Source organism: Fictibacillus sp. UD (genome assembly GCF_043558025.1).
In the GTDB taxonomy this organism is placed as follows: domain Bacteria; phylum Bacillota; class Bacilli; order Bacillales; family Fictibacillaceae; genus Fictibacillus.
Genome location: NZ_JARUHH010000001.1, coordinates 184,588 through 199,854, shown reverse-complemented (window position 1 = coordinate 199,854; position 15,267 = coordinate 184,588). Strand labels below are relative to the sequence as shown.

Genomic DNA, 15,267 nt, shown 5'->3' with positions numbered 1-15,267 from the left:
AAATTAATAGAGGTGCTTATCCCATGAATCTTGATTTAAGAAAAGCTGTATTGCATAACGTTACAGGAAACAATAAAGAGCAATTACAAGATACGATTGTTGATGCAATCGAAAGTGGAGAAGAAAAAATGCTTCCTGGTCTTGGCGTGCTTTTTGAAGTGATCTGGAAAAATTCAGATCAGCAAAAGAAGGAAGAAATTTTAACAACTCTATCTGATGGCTTAAAGTAAAACCCGGGATCTCCGGGTTTTTATTTTTAAACTGTTTTCTAAAGGATGTTGCTTTTTCATCATCTTTTTTCTCTTCTTTAAATAGTTGGTTGTAGTGTAAGGTGCGAGACTCCTGCGGGACAGGCGGGCAGGTGAGACACTTATACGTGAAACGTACGAATGTGGCTCACCGCCTGCCCCGCGGAAAGCGAGCAACCTGAAACGGAGATCAACTACTTTCAAAAGCAACAATTTTTTAGACTTGTTTAATAACCTGTATCCTGACGTTCATGATTTACAGCATTTTTATCAAAATAAGCCGTTTCAATCTCTTCAAATGAAAAGCCAAGTTTTACGCCTAAACCTAAGAATTCATCAAAAAACGCATGAAAATCTTGGTGTGATAAAGATTTAGAGCCCCATTGATAAAGTGAAAGAAAGAGACTGTTTAACTCTATCTTGTCCATTTCCCCTCGAATTTCAACCTCATTTGGCAGTTCGATCTTTGTAAAACCAAGGTCTAGCCCGATGGATAATACAAAATGCAGTCCGTCTACATATTCCTCTAAAATTACTTCTTTCTCAGATGCTGGACGTTTACTCCAATATTTAAAGCATCTTGTTTCGTTTGCCAGCTCCCCAAGTTCAACAAGAAATGCCAATCTTCTTTGTTCAGATAATGATGCATTCTCAAGGTTATGTTCTTTTACGATTCGTGAATTTAATTCATCTTGCATGGAAAAAAGTCGTTCAATCTCCACGTTCATCCCCTGCCTTTCATTCCTAAGCTATTATAACGTTATCTTGATCTACATTCGAGGATGAATTTATTCTAATTTCAACAAAAAAAAGCATACCCTATGCAGGCATGCGCTGTTTTTCACGTTTTACGTTGTCTTCTTCAAAAAATTCACTCCATTTTATGACCCATTCTTTTCTTCTTAATAGATAAAACAGAACGGATAACCCAATTATAACGGCAAGAGATGTAAATAATGACAGTGAAAGCAGTACGGATCCAAAAGAGGAATAGAAAATGGCTATTGGTATGTTTGAAATAATACTAGCCTTCGTGTACTCTCTAAAATTTGATGAAATCTCAATCAGACAAAGACTTAAAAGATGGAAATGCATGAATGGGACCATTTTTAAAATAGCAATCTGACCAACCGAGAATGGCATTCTTTTTCCGATCCACTTTTTCTGCAGTTTTTTTACTTTTTTCATAAGCTTTGGCATGCTTTTCATACCCCAGTAAAAAAGAACACTCGACAAGGTGATACCGATAACAGAATAAAATGTGCCCGCAACGGCTCCGAACAAAATTCCACCTGTCAGACAGATAAGACCTACAGGCAGGAAAAAGAATTGTCTGAAAGCCTGAAGAAGAATGAACAGCAAAGGGGCAAAGATTCCACTAAACTTGAGCACCTCGATATACACACTTGTATTGTCTAGCACGCACTCACCCCCCTTTAAGTCAGCATATGACAGAAGACGAGCTCTATATGACAAAATGTCGTGTGCATAATCCATTCTATATATTGACACCTTAAAGATAGATTGTTTACTTACAAAGTTCTTAGTTTTTAGGAGGAATCGGGCATGGATACAGTTGTACTAGCGAGAGCCTTTTTTGGAACATCACTGGGTTTTCATATTATTTTTGCTACGCTTGGCGTTGGAATCCCTTTAATGATCGTCATCGCAGAAATCATTCATCAAGTTAAAGGTGACAACGACTACGCTATTATGGCAAAACGTTGGACGAAAGCCTTCGCTGTTCTTTTAGGTGTTGCCATTCCATCAGGAACGATTGTAGGTGTACAGCTATCGCTTCTATGGCCAGGTTTTATGGAGATCGTCGGGAAAGTAATCTCACTTCCCTTTCAGATTGAGATTTTTGCTTTTTTCTTGGAAGCCTTATTTATGTCTATTTATGTATATGCAGCGGACAGATTACCAAGGTACTTTCGCTTAATCTCGGTATTCTTTGTTGCACTAGGCGCCGTGGCATCTGCGATTTTAATTTCTGCAGTTAATACATGGATGAATACACCTGCAGGATTTAAAATCAAACCTGATGGCACGATCTATGATGTAAATCCTTGGGACGCCTTTTTTAACCCCAGCTTTTTGTCTTCCTCCTTCCACGTTGCGGTCACCGCCTATATGACAGGTGCCTTTGCCGTTGCAGCAGTCGCGGCATTTAAACTATTAAAAAAACGTCCTGAACGTGAACGTGCATATCACTTAAAAGGTTTATTCATGTCTTTAGCTGTCGCTCTTGTTATGAGTTTTGTCTCTGCTACTTCCGGGCATCATTCAGCACAGATTCTTCATCAGCATTCGCCTGAAAAACTAGCTGCTGCTGAAGGGTTGTTTGAAACACAAAGATATGCACCGCTTGCAATAGGTGGTTATACAGATCCAAAGACAGAAGAAGTTAAATACGGCATAGAAATTCCATGGGCTCTCAGCTGGCTGGCTGCCGGAAAGTTTGATACGGAAGTTAAGGGACTATACGAATTTCCTCGTGAAACGTGGCCACCTTTCTATGTCCACACTCTCTTTAATTTAATGGTTGGGATCGGCACTCTTTTATTGGGACTGGCCGCATTCGTGTTATTTTATTGGTGGTTTTTTGTTAAAAAGCGAGGAAAGCCATTTCCAAAGTGGCTGCTTTGGTCGCTCGTATTGTCTGGACCTCTATCCATGCTAGGCATTGAATTCGGTTGGGTATTCAGCTGCAGCGGGAGACAGCCATGGACCATCTACAGAGTTCAGACAACAGCAGAAGCTGCAACAAAGAATGAAGATCTCGGTATGCTTTTCTTATTATTCTTAGGCCTATATGCCTTGCTAAGCGTTTTAACGGTTCTTATTTTAACTGCTTATTTCAAACGAAACCCAGTTTCAAAAGATATGGAAAAACTTCAGAGTTAGAAAGGAGGAGTAAAGGATGAGCGAAGAAGTTTTAGCGATCCTGATGATGTGGACCTTTATATTTATTTATAGCATATTTGGATCCATCGATTTTGGAGCAGGATTTTGGGCGATGATCTACAACAATCATAGGACGATGGCAGGTAGGATCGCCAATCGTTTCTTATCACCCACATGGGAAATTACGAATACGTTTCTCGTTCTTCTAGTGGTAGCGTTTGTCGGCTTCTTTCCAAAAGGAGCCTACACACTTGGAACTGTCATGCTAGTACCTGTTTCATTGATTCTCTTTTTGCTGGCCATTCGAAGTGCTTTTATGGTGTTCTCCTATTCTGTACAAGGATATAGAAGGACGATGTTTATCATATCAGGAATATCAGGATTATTAATTCCTTCCCTACTCATAGCTGTTTTGCCTATTTCTCAAGGTGGATTTATAGCTGTTGATGGAGACACCCAAAGCCTTTTGTTAGGAAAATTGTTTACAAGTCCTACACTATATCTTTATGTACTGTTCGGCTTAACTTCTGAACTTTATTTGTCATCGTTATTTTTAGCAGATTACGCACGGGTTTCAAATAAAGAAGATGCTTACAAGCTGTATCGCAGCAATGCCATCATGTTAGGACCCCTTACTTTGCTTTCAGCTCTTTTTACATTATTGTTTATGGCACCTGAATCTCGTTGGCTTATAGACAATTTAATGGATCAAAAGATATGGTTTATTCTATCTTTACTTGCGTTTCTAATGGCATATGCAGCCCTTTGGTGGCCAAAACAAAACCGCCCAGGAATTGGACGGCCGCGTTTTACATTATTGGCAACTGTATTTCAATATGGTCTAGCTAGTATCGGCTATGGTTTAGCTCACCTGCCGTATATCGTTTTCCCTGATTTAACGATTTATGAGGCTTTTACCGCTAAAGAAACCTTTTATTCCTTGATGATTATGTATATCGTAGGTCTTGCCATACTCGCTCCTGGTTTTTATATATTCTGGAGGCTCTTCTTAAAAGACAAACGATACCTTCAACAGGATTAGTGTTTTTTTATATAAACCAGCCGGCCAAAACAGTTATTACAATGCTTAAGACAGGTAAACCATTTCGAAAAGATGGATGTTTCGTCTTATGACGGAACTTTTTCATAGCGAGCCACATTCCAGGTGCTCCACCTATAAAAGCGATCAGCCAAAGCCTCGCTTCAGGCGTGCGCCATTTTCCTTCTTTTGCGTTCGCTTTGTCTTTTTTCATAACATAATAGGCGGCAGCGTTTAAAATGATTAAATATATGATTAACACCTTGTTGTTTTCCCTTCAGAATGAAAAAAGATCATCTCCATCAAATGAGGAAATGATCTTTTCTTTTTTTCGAATTAAGCTTTTAGGCTTTCTTTAGCTTTTGAAGCCAATTCAGCGAAAGCTTTTTCGTCTGTGATTGCGATCTCAGAAAGCATCTTACGGTTGATGTCGATACCCGCAAGTTTAAGACCGTGCATTAAACGGCTGTAAGAAAGACCGTTTGTACGTGCAGCAGCGTTAATACGAGTGATCCAAAGCTTACGGAAATCACGCTTCTTCTGACGACGGTCACGGTAAGCGTACATAAGTGATTTGAATACTTGTTGTTGTGCTACTTTAAATAATTTATGTTTAGAACCGAAATAGCCTTTAGCTAACTTAAGAACTTTTTTACGACGACGACGTGTTACATAGCCACCTTTTACTCTTGGCATATTAAAAACCTCCTAATTTTAAATCGAATGACGAACGATTAACGTTTTTTGTAAGTTAACAATGTGCGGATACGCTTGTAATCACCGCTGTGAACAAGTTTTGCTTTACGAAGCTTACGCTTTGCTTTTGTAGACTTGTTAGCAAACAAGTGACTAGTATAAGCGCGAGCACGCTTCAATTTACCTGATCCAGTTTTTCTAAAGCGCTTTGCAGCACCTTTATGAGTTTTCATTTTAGGCATAATGGTTATCCTCCCTGGTAAAAATTATTTTTCGGCTTTAGGTGCAAGGATAAGGAACATGCTACGACCTTCCATTTTCGGTTTTGTTTCAACCGTAGAAAGATCTTCACATTCTTTCGCTAACTTTTCCAATACCGTTTTTCCGATTTGAGAATGAGTAATTGCACGTCCACGGAAACGAATACTTGCTTTTACTTTGTCGCCTTTTTCAAGGAACTTACGGGCATTTCTAAGCTTTGTATTAAAGTCGTTTTCCTCAATTGTTGGACTTAAACGAATCTCTTTAGTCGTAATGACTTTTTGATTTTTTCGTGCTTCACGATCTTTACGCTGTTGCTCGTATTTAAACTTACCGTAGTCCATGATACGACACACTGGCGGTTTAGCAGTTGCAGCAACGAGAACAAGGTCAAGATTTGCGTTTGTTGCAAGGTCTAAAGCTTCCTGTCTTGTTTTAATGCCAAGCTGGCTTCCATCAGGACCGATTAATCGAACCTCACGGGCACGAATACCTTCATTGACAGACATGTCCTTACTAATAGTAAGTCACCTCCAAAATTTTTCAGTGAGTGCAAATACACTCGACTTGTTATTTCTGCAAATAAAAAAAGCGTCGGCGCAACGATCACCCACACATAGTAAACCGGCTATGTACACTTTGACATGCCTGAATATCCATCTACCCATCAACAGTCTAAAGACGTCGAATCAGGTGAGAAGCGGGTGCTTCTGCTTGTTTGATGCTTTTGCTTATTTTATTAACCTTACATACTATAACATATTGGAGTCAATTGTGTCAAACAACGAATATAACAACAAGCAACGAAATTAATTTTACTTCGTTTACAGAAAGAATGCAAGAGTTTTTTTGAGCGAACCACTTTAATGATAGTAAACCCATTTGTTGTGTGTCTAAAATAGATAAACTGTCCAATTCAACTTTCCTATCAAATAAAAGCAGCCAACTTTGAAATTGGCTGCTTCGCTCTTTTATCTATCTCTTCTCGTTAATTTGAGCTAGAATCTTGTCTCTGAAATCTTCATATGAAACAGTTTCTGATTTTTGCTCACCATATTTACGAACGTTTACCGCATTGTCTTCGATCTCTTTATCACCTAAAACAAGCATGTAAGGAATCTTCTTCATTTGAGCTTCACGGATCTTGTAGCCCATCTTTTCATTTCTAGTATCGATCTCTACACGAATAGCGTGCTTTTTCAAATCTTCTTGTAGCTTATGAGCATACTCGTTATGAACATCGGATACAGGGATTAGTTTCACTTGAACTGGTGCTAACCATGTAGGGAATGCTCCAGCAAAGTGTTCAACTAGAATTCCTAAAAAACGGTCAATTGATCCGTAGATCGCACGGTGAATAACAACTGGACGTACCTTTTGGTTGTTTTCATCTACATAAGTTAGGTCGAACTTTTCTGGCATCTGGAAGTCCAGCTGAATTGTTGCACACTGATGACTTCTCTTCAAAGCATCTTTAATATGGAAGTCAATCTTTGGACCGTAGAACGCTCCATCTCCTTCATTAAGGTGATAGTTCATTCCAAGATCTTCTAGAACGTTTTTCAACGCGCCCTCAGCTTGTTCCCATAAACGGTCATCGCCCATAGAATCCTCTGGACGAGTGGATAGTTCAACTGAATACTCAAAACCAAAAGTGCTGTAAATTTTATCTACCAGTTTGAATACGTTTTTGATCTCACTTTCAATCTGCCCCGGTGTAACAAAGATATGTGCATCATCTTGACAGAAAGTACGAACACGAATCATACCGTTTAGTGCACCGCTATATTCATGACGGTGAACTTGACCGAACTCGGCCATACGTACAGGAAGATCTCTGTATGAATGAAGCTTGTTTTTAAAGATAAGCATGTGACCTGGGCAGTTCATCGGTTTCATCGCAAATTTAGTATCATCCACTTCGGAGAAATACATGTTTTCGTGGTAGTGATCCCAGTGGCCAGATTGCTCCCATAAACGCTGATTCATCATAAATGGCGTACGCACTTCATCATAATCCACTTGACGCTGAAGTTCGCGAGAGAAATTCTCAAGCTCAGTACGGATAGTCTGGCCGTTTGGAAGATAGAACGGCATACCTGGAGCTTCTTCAGAAAACATGAACAGTTCTAATTCTTTTCCTAATTTACGGTGATCACGTTTTTGAGCTTCTTCAATAAAGTGGAGATACTCATCAAGATCTTTTTGGCTTAAGAATGCAGAGCCATAAATACGCTGAAGCATTTGGTTGTCACTGTCACCACGCCAGTAAGCTCCAGAGATACTCATTAATTTATACGCTTTGATCTTTCCAGTCGAAGGAACGTGCGGCCCGCGGCAAAGGTCAAAGAACTCACCTTGCTCATAGATTGTGATCTTTTCACCTTCTGGAAGGTCACGAATCAATTCAAGCTTTAAGTGATCGTTCAATTTTTCATAAATTTCAAGAGCTTCTTCGCGGCTTACTTCTTTACGCACGATAGACAGATTTTCGTTAACGATCTTCTTCATTTCTTTTTCAATCGCTGGAAGATCTTCTGGTGTTAAATTGTGAGACATATCTACATCGTAGTAGAAGCCGTTATCGATTACAGGTCCGATTCCTAGCTTCACGTCTGGGTAAAGGCGTTTTAGAGCTTGAGCAAGCAAGTGGGCATTCGAGTGTCTTGTCATTTCAAGACCTTCTTTAGAATCCTGCATCACGATTTCAATGGAAGCATCTTCTTCAATCGGACGAGAAAAATCATATAATTGTCCGTTTACTTTTCCTGCAACTGCTTTTTTCTTTAAACTTGGGCTGATACTTTCTGCCACTTGTTCAGAAGTAACGCCTTTTGGAAATTCCTTGACTGATCCGTCTGGGAATTTGATTGAAATTGACGACATATTAAACATCTCCTTTTTATTTAAAACAATTTCTTTTTCGCAATATTTGTTGTCCTTGAAAGAGGTTGATCTCAGGATACTCGCTTTCCGGGGGTTGGCGGTGAGCCTCCTTGACGCTATGCGCCATTAGGAGTCTCACCTGTCCCACTTCAAGGAAGTATCTTGCTCCTGCGTCTACAAGTACATGCTACCGAAGTGAGTTTCCTCGTCGCATGCCTTGCAAGAAGTTTCTCAGGTGGTAGGCACGCACCTTACACTCCAATCAACATTTCGATGAAGGTAAAGTAAAATCAAAAAACTCAGAAGCAACAAACCTTCAAAAAAACAAAAAACACCCGTCCCTAAAAGAAGGGACGAGTGATTATCTCGTGGTTCCACCCTTGTTCCACAACAAATAAATATGCTGCGGCACTCGGACAGTGTAACGGACTGCGGCCGTCAACGAATACTCTGAAAACATTTCACCGTTGAAGTTCCAAGGTGGTAAAGCAATTTTCCGTGATAGGAAGTTTTCAGCCTAGACTTCCCTCTCTTTAAACCGTAAAAATTTGCTTCGTGTCCTTTTCAATACAGATTGAGTGATAAAATTATACATTTATTATATGCAGTCACTTTTCAAAAAGCAAGGGGGCTCTGTATGTTTATGACTTTTTTTTGCGATAGTACCGTTGTTCCTTATATGTCATCCTCTCAATCGGACTAATTGTCACCTTTTCTTGAAATATATTTTTTACGGTTTGAAGCAATGGGTGATCGATGTCATAAGCATATATTCTAGCTGAAGAGGGTGATAATCCGATTAACGGACCTAGAAGCCTTTCATCCAGATTTGTAACATTTGTTAACCTCAAAGCTTTTTCATGCAACATCATTAATTCTGTGTGTGACAACTGTTTTTGCTGTTCATCAAAAAGAAACACATGCTCTTTCTCAAAAATAATGATGATATCAGATTTCGAGAAAGATCTTTGTTTGGTTAAGCAAGTCCGCAGCTGTTCGACAAACATCTGGTATTCAAGTTCTAATTTATATTCATCGATCGCACATTCAACAACCTTAAGCAGGGTAGCTAAGTACTCTTTCAATCTAAATTTTATAAATGATTCAAACTCTAAAAATTCTGTTTTTGCTTCAAGTATAGAATCCCACTGTCTGCGAATCAGATCATTCAAGTTTGGCAGATGCTTCACCTCAGGAATTCCTTCGATTTCTCCTAAAAGAATACTTTTTGTGATGGCGAAAATTTCTTTTTGTTCAGCGGTATCTGTGTAAAAAAAGGCATGTTCAATCAATTCCTTTAAACAAATATCTTCTACCTTATTCCGTGTAAATTCTGTTAACACATCCAATATGAACGATTTTTTCTCATGTATGTGCAGTTCAAGAATTTTTGAAGAAGTTTCAGATAATTTGGCAAAGGAAGGGTTTATTTTATGTTTTGCAGCCATCCTGATCATGTTTTTCAAGACAGCTATTCCATCTGATGGGTGTGAAAAAGCAATCGCGACCAAATAAGTCCCCCCCATATAAAATCCTCAATAATACACTATATGGGACGAGGTCCTAAAACATGTTACTTACAAACGAAAAAACAACCCAGTAGATCGGGTTGTTTAATCATAAACAAATTTACGTTCAATTTTTGATAAGATATATGCCATCCCAAGAGTTAAGAGCAGATACATCAAGGCTGCGGTCATATAGGGCTCCCAGGGCCGGTAGTATTCCCCCATCATGGCCCTCGCATAATACATCAATTCAGGTGTAGCAATGATGGAAACGAGTGATGAATCCTTAATCAGAACAATAAATTCATTCCCAAGCGGAGGAATCATTCTTCTTGAAGCTTGCGGAAGGATTACATGTTTCATAGCTTGTACATGATTCATTCCTAGAGATCGCGCAGCTTCCATCTGCCCTTTGTCGATCGATTGAATACCAGCTCTGAAGATCTCCGCAATATATGCTGCCGCATTCAGTGAGAGTGCTAGAACACTGGATACAAATACATTAGGCGGCTTCATAAAAATCGGCATTAGTGCTGAATGAATCAAAAGAATCTGAACTAATAATGGAGTTCCTCGAAAAAAACTGATATACCAGACACAAGGAAGACTTATGTATGACTGTTTCATCATTTTCCCGAGTCCAATAAACAATCCTAATAGGGTGCCAAAAAGAATGGCTAGCAATGAAAGCTGGATTGTAACCCATGTTCCTTTTAAGAACAGAGGCATATACTCACCAATTATTTGTAAAGAGAATTCCATGTAGACCTCCAAAGATAGTTTATTGTTTCAGCACATCTACATTCGGCTCTTCACCAAACCATTTTTTATAAATTTCAGCATACTTGCCATCATCAATTACTTTTTTCAAAGCCTTGTTGATCTCATCTTGATGCTCCCCGTCTTTAGGGAAAATGATACCGTAGAATTCACTTTCAAAACTATCTTTATCACTGATCGTCACTAGTTTTTTATCAGGGTTATTCTTTTCATACTCCTGAACAACTGCATTATCCGCAACAACCGCTTCTACTTCCCCGTTCAATAATGCTTGTATAGCCAGTGTATTGTTATCAAACTTTTTGATATTTTCATTTTTCCCGAACATTTTTTCTAGAGCTTCTTGACCGGTTGTCCCGTTTTGAACACTTACTTTCTTTCCTTCAAGGTCTTTTGCACTCTTAATAGATGTTCCTTCTTTTGCTAGGATCATATTTACGGATTCAAAGTACGGTGAAGAAAAATCGTACGTTTTTTTTCTTTTATCATTAATCGTAATAGCTGAGATCCCTGCAGATACTTCCTCATTTTTTAAGGCAATAAAGAGTGGCTCCCACCCTGTGTTCTTCATTTCGTATTCTAATCCTGCTTCTTTCATCACAGCATCAAGTAAATCCACATCAAATCCGACAATCTTTTCCCCATCCAAGGATTCAAAAGGGGCATATGCCGCATCTGTTCCAATCGTTAACTTATCTTCTGAAGACGAACAGGCTACAAGGAAAGCAGCAGATAAACCGATAAGTCCCATTTTAAATTTTCGTTTCATGTTCATTATTTTGTTTCCCCCTTTATTCTAAATATTCTTATATTATACACAAAATTTAAAATATAAGGAAAATTAAGATAATTATTTTTAGAAATCGCTGTTTTCGTAAACTTTGATGCTTTTGAAAGTGGTTGATTTCCGTTCCAGGTGCTCGCTTTCCGCGGGGCAGGCGGTGAGCCACATTTGTACGTTTCACTTTTAAGTGTCTCACCTGCCCGCCTCCCGCAGGAGTCTCCCACCTTGCACTACAATCAACTTTCAGAGAAGAAAATAAAATTGATCTTTGCTCTGCGTCTAAAAGTATATGCTAACGACGCGAGCTTCCTCTTTCCATGCTATGCGAAAAGCTGATTAAGTGTTAGACACGCACCTTCACTCCACTTAGCTTGTCAAAGGTGTATTTGGAACAACAAAGCAAAACAACAATCCTTTAGAAAATTGTATTAAACAAAAAGACCCCATCTAGGAGTCTCTTATTTAAACATTTATATTCTGCAAATCTCGATTGGACAATCTTCACAGCTGCATGCTGTTTTCAAATACTCCAAAGAGGTAATTTTAATCGTTCCTTCTGAATAAACAACGGCACCCTCTTTTTTTAACTGGCTTAACATTCTGTTTACCGTTTCTCGTGATGTACCTATAAGTTCTGCAAGATCAGTATTTGTGAAGTGCTGGGATAGCACAATTCCTTCCGGTGTCATTATTCCATAAGAATTTGCAAGCCTGATTAATGTCGAGCATAGCGCTCCTTTTTTTCCATAAAGCATTAAATCTCTAAACTTGGATCGAGTAATTGCATGCATATTACTCATCCATCTCATGAATTCAACTGCTACTTCACCATGCTGCCAAATAATCGTTTCAAGATCTTTTTGCTGTATGATTCCTACTTCACACGTTCTCGTTGCTTTTGCACTGTAGCTGTATCGTGAGTCTGTTGAAATGCCTAATTCGCCAATAAGATCGCCTTCTTGAAAAATATATAAGACGAGTTCTTTTCCATCTTCGTTCATTTTAGTAATTTTAATCTGTCCTTGTTTCAAGTAATACAGACGATCGGCAGGATCGTTATCAACAAATAAATAATGATCTTTTTCCACCTTTTTCAAATACATAAGATTCTCTAAATATTGAAATGTTTTCTTTGAAAATACATCGGTATTTTGATATGAACAAAAATTTGACTGTTGCGTGCAGGCACCCATAAATAAAACCTCCCCGCTTTACTTGTTTCCATTATAATCCACAAACGAAATAACGGGTGTGATTTTTATCACACCAACTGTGAACAATGTGTGATTTTTGATACATCCCCTTAAATGTATTTGAATTATCCTTTTGTTAGAAGGAGGTTATTTAAATGACAGCAGCAGTTATTTTAACGGAAATACAACCAGCTAGTCACAAAACCAATACTGTACCACACATATTGCAAGAACTTGAACCTTATTTTCAAGAAAAAATTTTGATCAGCAATCAACCCTCACTATATTTGCCGTTTGTTAAGAATCAAGCACGTATTCTTGTTCCTTTCTACAAAGGTGCAGATCCATTATCGTCTCTTCATACTTCATTATCCTTAGCTGTTTCAGACGAAGTTTGGCTGCTTCATGAATCCAAAGGCTTTTCTGGTATTCATACTTTTAAAGAAATGAAAAAAACGAAGGAATACTTTCAAACTCAAGGTATTCTCTATCAAGAGGAATCGAAGACCTGCTTTACTAATAGTTTGTTTGATAAAAGTGTATTGAGTGTCCTTCAAAAACAATTAAGCGAGAACAATAAAGATACAGCAAAATTTTTGCGCCAAATTAATTATGTATTTTTTCATGAACAAAAAAAGAAAAGCTTGTAGACGACTGTGTCTACAAGCTTTTTTCTTACCAAAACTTATAACCTGGTGAACCTGGGGGTGCATGCTCAATCATGTGCCAAAAAGGAACGGTGTACGCGATAAGGATCAATGCAGCGCAAATGCCCACCCAAAGCTTCCAGTTTTCAAGAATGACAGGAGTGGATACTGCATTTTCTTCTACCTCTCCTACCGGAAAGTCCATAACACCTTTAGGAGCTTTAAAGGCGAGAAACCAAGCAATATACATCAATAGTATGATAGCTAAAAAGAGGATTGTTCCACCTACTGCCATGGCGACCTGATAAGGAATCCAATCAACTGCCTGCGAATGATCTGCATAAGTCGTATACGAAGTTCTTCGTGGTGCACCGAACAGACCAACTATATGCATCGCACCCGACATAATCGCCATTCCTGCGGTCCACATGATAGTTTGGATGATTCCCAGCTTATTCATTCTAGGCGTTAACGTCCGTCCTGTAAGGTAAGGAATGAGCCAGTAACAGATGCCAAAAAAAGTGAGTGCAACGGTTGATGCTACTGTTAAATGAAAATGACCTGTGACCCACAGCGTGTTATGAATAACTTGGTTTAACTGATGGCTAGCATTGATGATTCCTCCAGCCCCTGCCGGGATAAAAATCAGCATACCCATCATAGGAGCGAAAAATCGCACATCCTTCCAGGGCAAAACTTTAATCCAGCCAAACAAACCCCTTGCTCCCTTTTTTCTGCCTGCTGTTTCAAATACAGCAAACATAGAAAAGGCAGTCATCAAAGAGGGAACAATAACCATAAACGTTAAAACCACTTGGAAAAACTTCCACGTATGCGAGATTCCAGGTTCCAGCAACTGATGGTGAAACCCTACTGGAATACTAAATAATAAAAACAATACGAACGAAAGCCTAGCTAAAGCATCACTAAATATTTTCCCACCTATAATCTTTGGAATCACTACATACCAGCACATATAAGCTGGCAGCAGCCAGAAGTATACGAGCGGATGTCCGAAATACCAAAAGAGAGTTCTGCTAATTAAGATATCAATCTTATCAACCCAGCCGATCGACCATGGAATAAATTGAAGAAGAACCGTTGCCGCTAACCCAAGGGTTGCAACAAACCATAATGCCATAGTCATAGCTGCCATGTAGCTAAAAAGAGGAGAAAGTTTATTTTTTGTTCTGCTTTTCCAAATGTAATGTTGGTTCCACATCGAAAAAGCACATAACCAGCTTCCCACAACAACGTGAACGAGAGCAATGTAAAACCAAGGGGATGCTTGGAGTGGAGCATAGAAGGTGTAAAGAACCGTTGCTTTGTTTAAAAGAATAAATACCGTTGCTAACCCAGTACCAAAAGTCATCATCACGAACCCAAGCCAGCCTGTTCGCCTTGGTACGTCGTAAAGAGTTCCCATCGTTTTACTAATTCCAGCATATAAAAATCCTAAAATGAAAAAAGTCGTAAAAATAAGTGCCAACAATACCCCATGAGCCGTTAACAGCTGATAATAGCCGATAGAAAGCGGAAGTTCAATTGCACCACTTCTTACAAACGTCTGCAATAACCCTGCTATTGCCCCAATAAAAAGAGCAATGAAACTAACCGTCAAAAAAGCTAAACTTAAGTGAGCGTCTCTTTTATCAATCATGCTGTCACCTCCAAGGTTACTGCCATGACTTGGTGACCAGCTCCGCAATATTCATTGCATAAAATGAGATACTTACCGGGTTTTGTAAACGTATAAGAGATTTCACTTACATACCCTGGAGTAATCATCATGTTTACATTCGTTGATGGAATTTCAAAACCGTGAACCACATCAGTGCTTGTTACTTTAAAATGTACGGTAGAGCCTTTAGGTACAGACATTTTAGAAGGAGTGTACGTAAAAGCTTGTGCAAGCATAACCGCTTCATATTCCTTTTCTCCAACCTTTGTAAAACCTGGATTATCAAAAGGAGGAGTAGTTACAGCTTTTTCTGGATCGATTGTTTCCATATGACTAGGTGGCTGATTCCCCATAGCAAATGCTGATACACCTACAATTAATAGAAAAAGCGTTAAACACACTGCGCCAGACCAGAGCCAAATCTTTTCATATCTATGAATATGCATGTTTCAACCTCCTAACGTGAAAGGTACAGCAAATAAATTGCCGTCCATGATAAAACGATAAATAATCCTACACCCATTACTGATATAAGAGTGCCTAACAACTCTCTTTCTTTTTTTACTTCCACTTCTTCCTTTACATTTTTTTGAAGCTGCGGCATCTTCATTCCTCCTCACGTTTTACATCTACAGAA

19 protein-coding genes and 1 other annotated feature are annotated in these 15,267 nt (G+C 38.8%); of the genes, 4 read left to right on the top strand and 15 right to left on the bottom strand.

All coding sequences use genetic code 11. The features are described from left to right. Positions 1-23: 23 nt before the first annotated feature. A complete protein-coding gene (sspI, locus tag P8610_RS01035; RefSeq protein WP_066243600.1) occupies positions 24-230 on the top strand; it encodes a small acid-soluble spore protein SspI in 207 nt (68 codons plus the stop codon). A gap of 245 nt (positions 231-475) precedes the next feature. On the opposite strand, the gene P8610_RS01030 is transcribed toward sspI, so the two are convergent. Both P8610_RS01030 and P8610_RS01025 read right to left on the bottom strand, forming a co-directional pair. Continuing rightward, positions 476-970, bottom strand: coding sequence for a dUTP diphosphatase (locus P8610_RS01030; protein WP_394602786.1), 495 nt, complete (start codon positions 968-970; stop codon positions 476-478). Positions 971-1,067: 97 nt separating this feature from the next. After that, the gene (locus P8610_RS01025; protein ID WP_289494898.1) at positions 1,068-1,670 is read right to left on the bottom strand and encodes a TVP38/TMEM64 family protein; all 603 of its coding nucleotides are present in this window, start codon (positions 1,668-1,670) and stop codon (positions 1,068-1,070) included. Positions 1,671-1,814: 144 nt separating this feature from the next. Here P8610_RS01025 and P8610_RS01020 point away from each other — a divergent pair, with 144 nt between their 5' ends. Both P8610_RS01020 and P8610_RS01015 read left to right on the top strand, forming a co-directional pair. Beyond that, on the top strand, positions 1,815-3,155 hold the full coding sequence (locus P8610_RS01020) for a cytochrome ubiquinol oxidase subunit I (protein ID WP_394602785.1): 1,341 nt from the start codon (positions 1,815-1,817) through the stop codon (positions 3,153-3,155). Between the two features lie 16 nt (positions 3,156-3,171). After that, positions 3,172-4,197 carry a cytochrome d ubiquinol oxidase subunit II gene (locus tag P8610_RS01015; protein ID WP_289494896.1) on the top strand — a complete coding sequence of 342 codons (1,026 nt, stop codon included), beginning with the start codon at positions 3,172-3,174 and terminating at the stop codon, positions 4,195-4,197. Between the two features lie 7 nt (positions 4,198-4,204). Here the strand turns inward: P8610_RS01015 and P8610_RS01010 are convergent, their stop codons facing one another. The 10 genes from P8610_RS01010 to P8610_RS00965 all read right to left on the bottom strand — a co-directional run bounded on the left by P8610_RS01010 (position 4,205) and on the right by P8610_RS00965 (position 12,302). Then, entirely contained in the window at positions 4,205-4,456 is a 252-nt protein-coding gene (locus P8610_RS01010; RefSeq protein WP_289494895.1) for a DUF1294 domain-containing protein, read from the bottom strand. Between the two features lie 74 nt (positions 4,457-4,530). Further along, positions 4,531-4,890, bottom strand: a complete 360-nt coding sequence (gene rplT, locus P8610_RS01005; RefSeq protein WP_251311360.1) for a 50S ribosomal protein L20 — start codon at positions 4,888-4,890, stop codon at positions 4,531-4,533. Positions 4,891-4,928: 38 nt separating this feature from the next. Further along, positions 4,929-5,132: a 50S ribosomal protein L35 gene (rpmI, locus tag P8610_RS01000; protein WP_066243622.1), complete on the bottom strand. Its 204-nt coding sequence runs from the start codon at positions 5,130-5,132 to the stop codon at positions 4,929-4,931. Positions 5,133-5,156: 24 nt separating this feature from the next. After that, positions 5,157-5,660, bottom strand: a complete 504-nt coding sequence (gene infC / locus P8610_RS00995) for a translation initiation factor IF-3 (RefSeq protein ID WP_289494894.1) — start codon at positions 5,658-5,660, stop codon at positions 5,157-5,159. Between the two features lie 466 nt (positions 5,661-6,126). Continuing rightward, a complete protein-coding gene (gene thrS, locus P8610_RS00990; protein ID WP_394602784.1) occupies positions 6,127-8,037 on the bottom strand; it encodes a threonine--tRNA ligase in 1,911 nt (636 codons plus the stop codon). A gap of 346 nt (positions 8,038-8,383) precedes the next feature. Further along, positions 8,384-8,614: a binding site (T-box leader), on the bottom strand. Between the two features lie 64 nt (positions 8,615-8,678). Beyond that, entirely contained in the window at positions 8,679-9,548 is an 870-nt protein-coding gene (gene ytxC, locus P8610_RS00985; protein WP_394602783.1) for a sporulation protein YtxC, read from the bottom strand. Between the two features lie 102 nt (positions 9,549-9,650). After that, positions 9,651-10,307: an amino acid ABC transporter permease gene (locus P8610_RS00980; protein ID WP_394602782.1), complete on the bottom strand. Its 657-nt coding sequence runs from the start codon at positions 10,305-10,307 to the stop codon at positions 9,651-9,653. Positions 10,308-10,326: 19 nt separating this feature from the next. After that, positions 10,327-11,094 carry a basic amino acid ABC transporter substrate-binding protein gene (locus P8610_RS00975; RefSeq protein WP_394603089.1) on the bottom strand — a complete coding sequence of 256 codons (768 nt, stop codon included), beginning with the start codon at positions 11,092-11,094 and terminating at the stop codon, positions 10,327-10,329. Positions 11,095-11,149: 55 nt separating this feature from the next. Further along, positions 11,150-11,305 carry a hypothetical protein gene (locus P8610_RS00970; protein ID WP_394602781.1) on the bottom strand — a complete coding sequence of 52 codons (156 nt, stop codon included), beginning with the start codon at positions 11,303-11,305 and terminating at the stop codon, positions 11,150-11,152. Positions 11,306-11,579: 274 nt separating this feature from the next. Next, on the bottom strand, positions 11,580-12,302 hold the full coding sequence (locus P8610_RS00965; RefSeq protein WP_394602780.1) for a Crp/Fnr family transcriptional regulator: 723 nt from the start codon (positions 12,300-12,302) through the stop codon (positions 11,580-11,582). A 155-nt stretch (positions 12,303-12,457) separates the two neighbouring features. On the opposite strand from P8610_RS00965, the gene P8610_RS00960 reads away from it, so the two are divergent. Further along, positions 12,458-12,952, top strand: coding sequence for a hypothetical protein (locus tag P8610_RS00960; protein WP_394602779.1), 495 nt, complete (start codon positions 12,458-12,460; stop codon positions 12,950-12,952). A gap of 25 nt (positions 12,953-12,977) precedes the next feature. Here the strand turns inward: P8610_RS00960 and P8610_RS00955 are convergent, their stop codons facing one another. The 3 genes from P8610_RS00955 to P8610_RS00945 are packed head-to-tail and all read right to left on the bottom strand — an operon-like array spanning position 12,978 to position 15,234. Then, complete coding sequence (locus P8610_RS00955) at positions 12,978-14,609, bottom strand: b(o/a)3-type cytochrome-c oxidase subunit 1 (RefSeq protein WP_394602778.1); 1,632 nt, start codon at positions 14,607-14,609, stop codon at positions 12,978-12,980. Beyond that, a complete protein-coding gene (locus tag P8610_RS00950; protein WP_289494886.1) occupies positions 14,606-15,076 on the bottom strand; it encodes a cytochrome c oxidase subunit II in 471 nt (156 codons plus the stop codon). Before P8610_RS00950 ends, P8610_RS00955 begins: the two co-directional genes overlap by 4 nt. Positions 15,077-15,087: 11 nt before the next feature. Further along, entirely contained in the window at positions 15,088-15,234 is a 147-nt protein-coding gene (locus P8610_RS00945) for a cytochrome c oxidase subunit 2A (RefSeq protein WP_289494885.1), read from the bottom strand. Positions 15,235-15,267 lie beyond the last annotated feature (33 nt).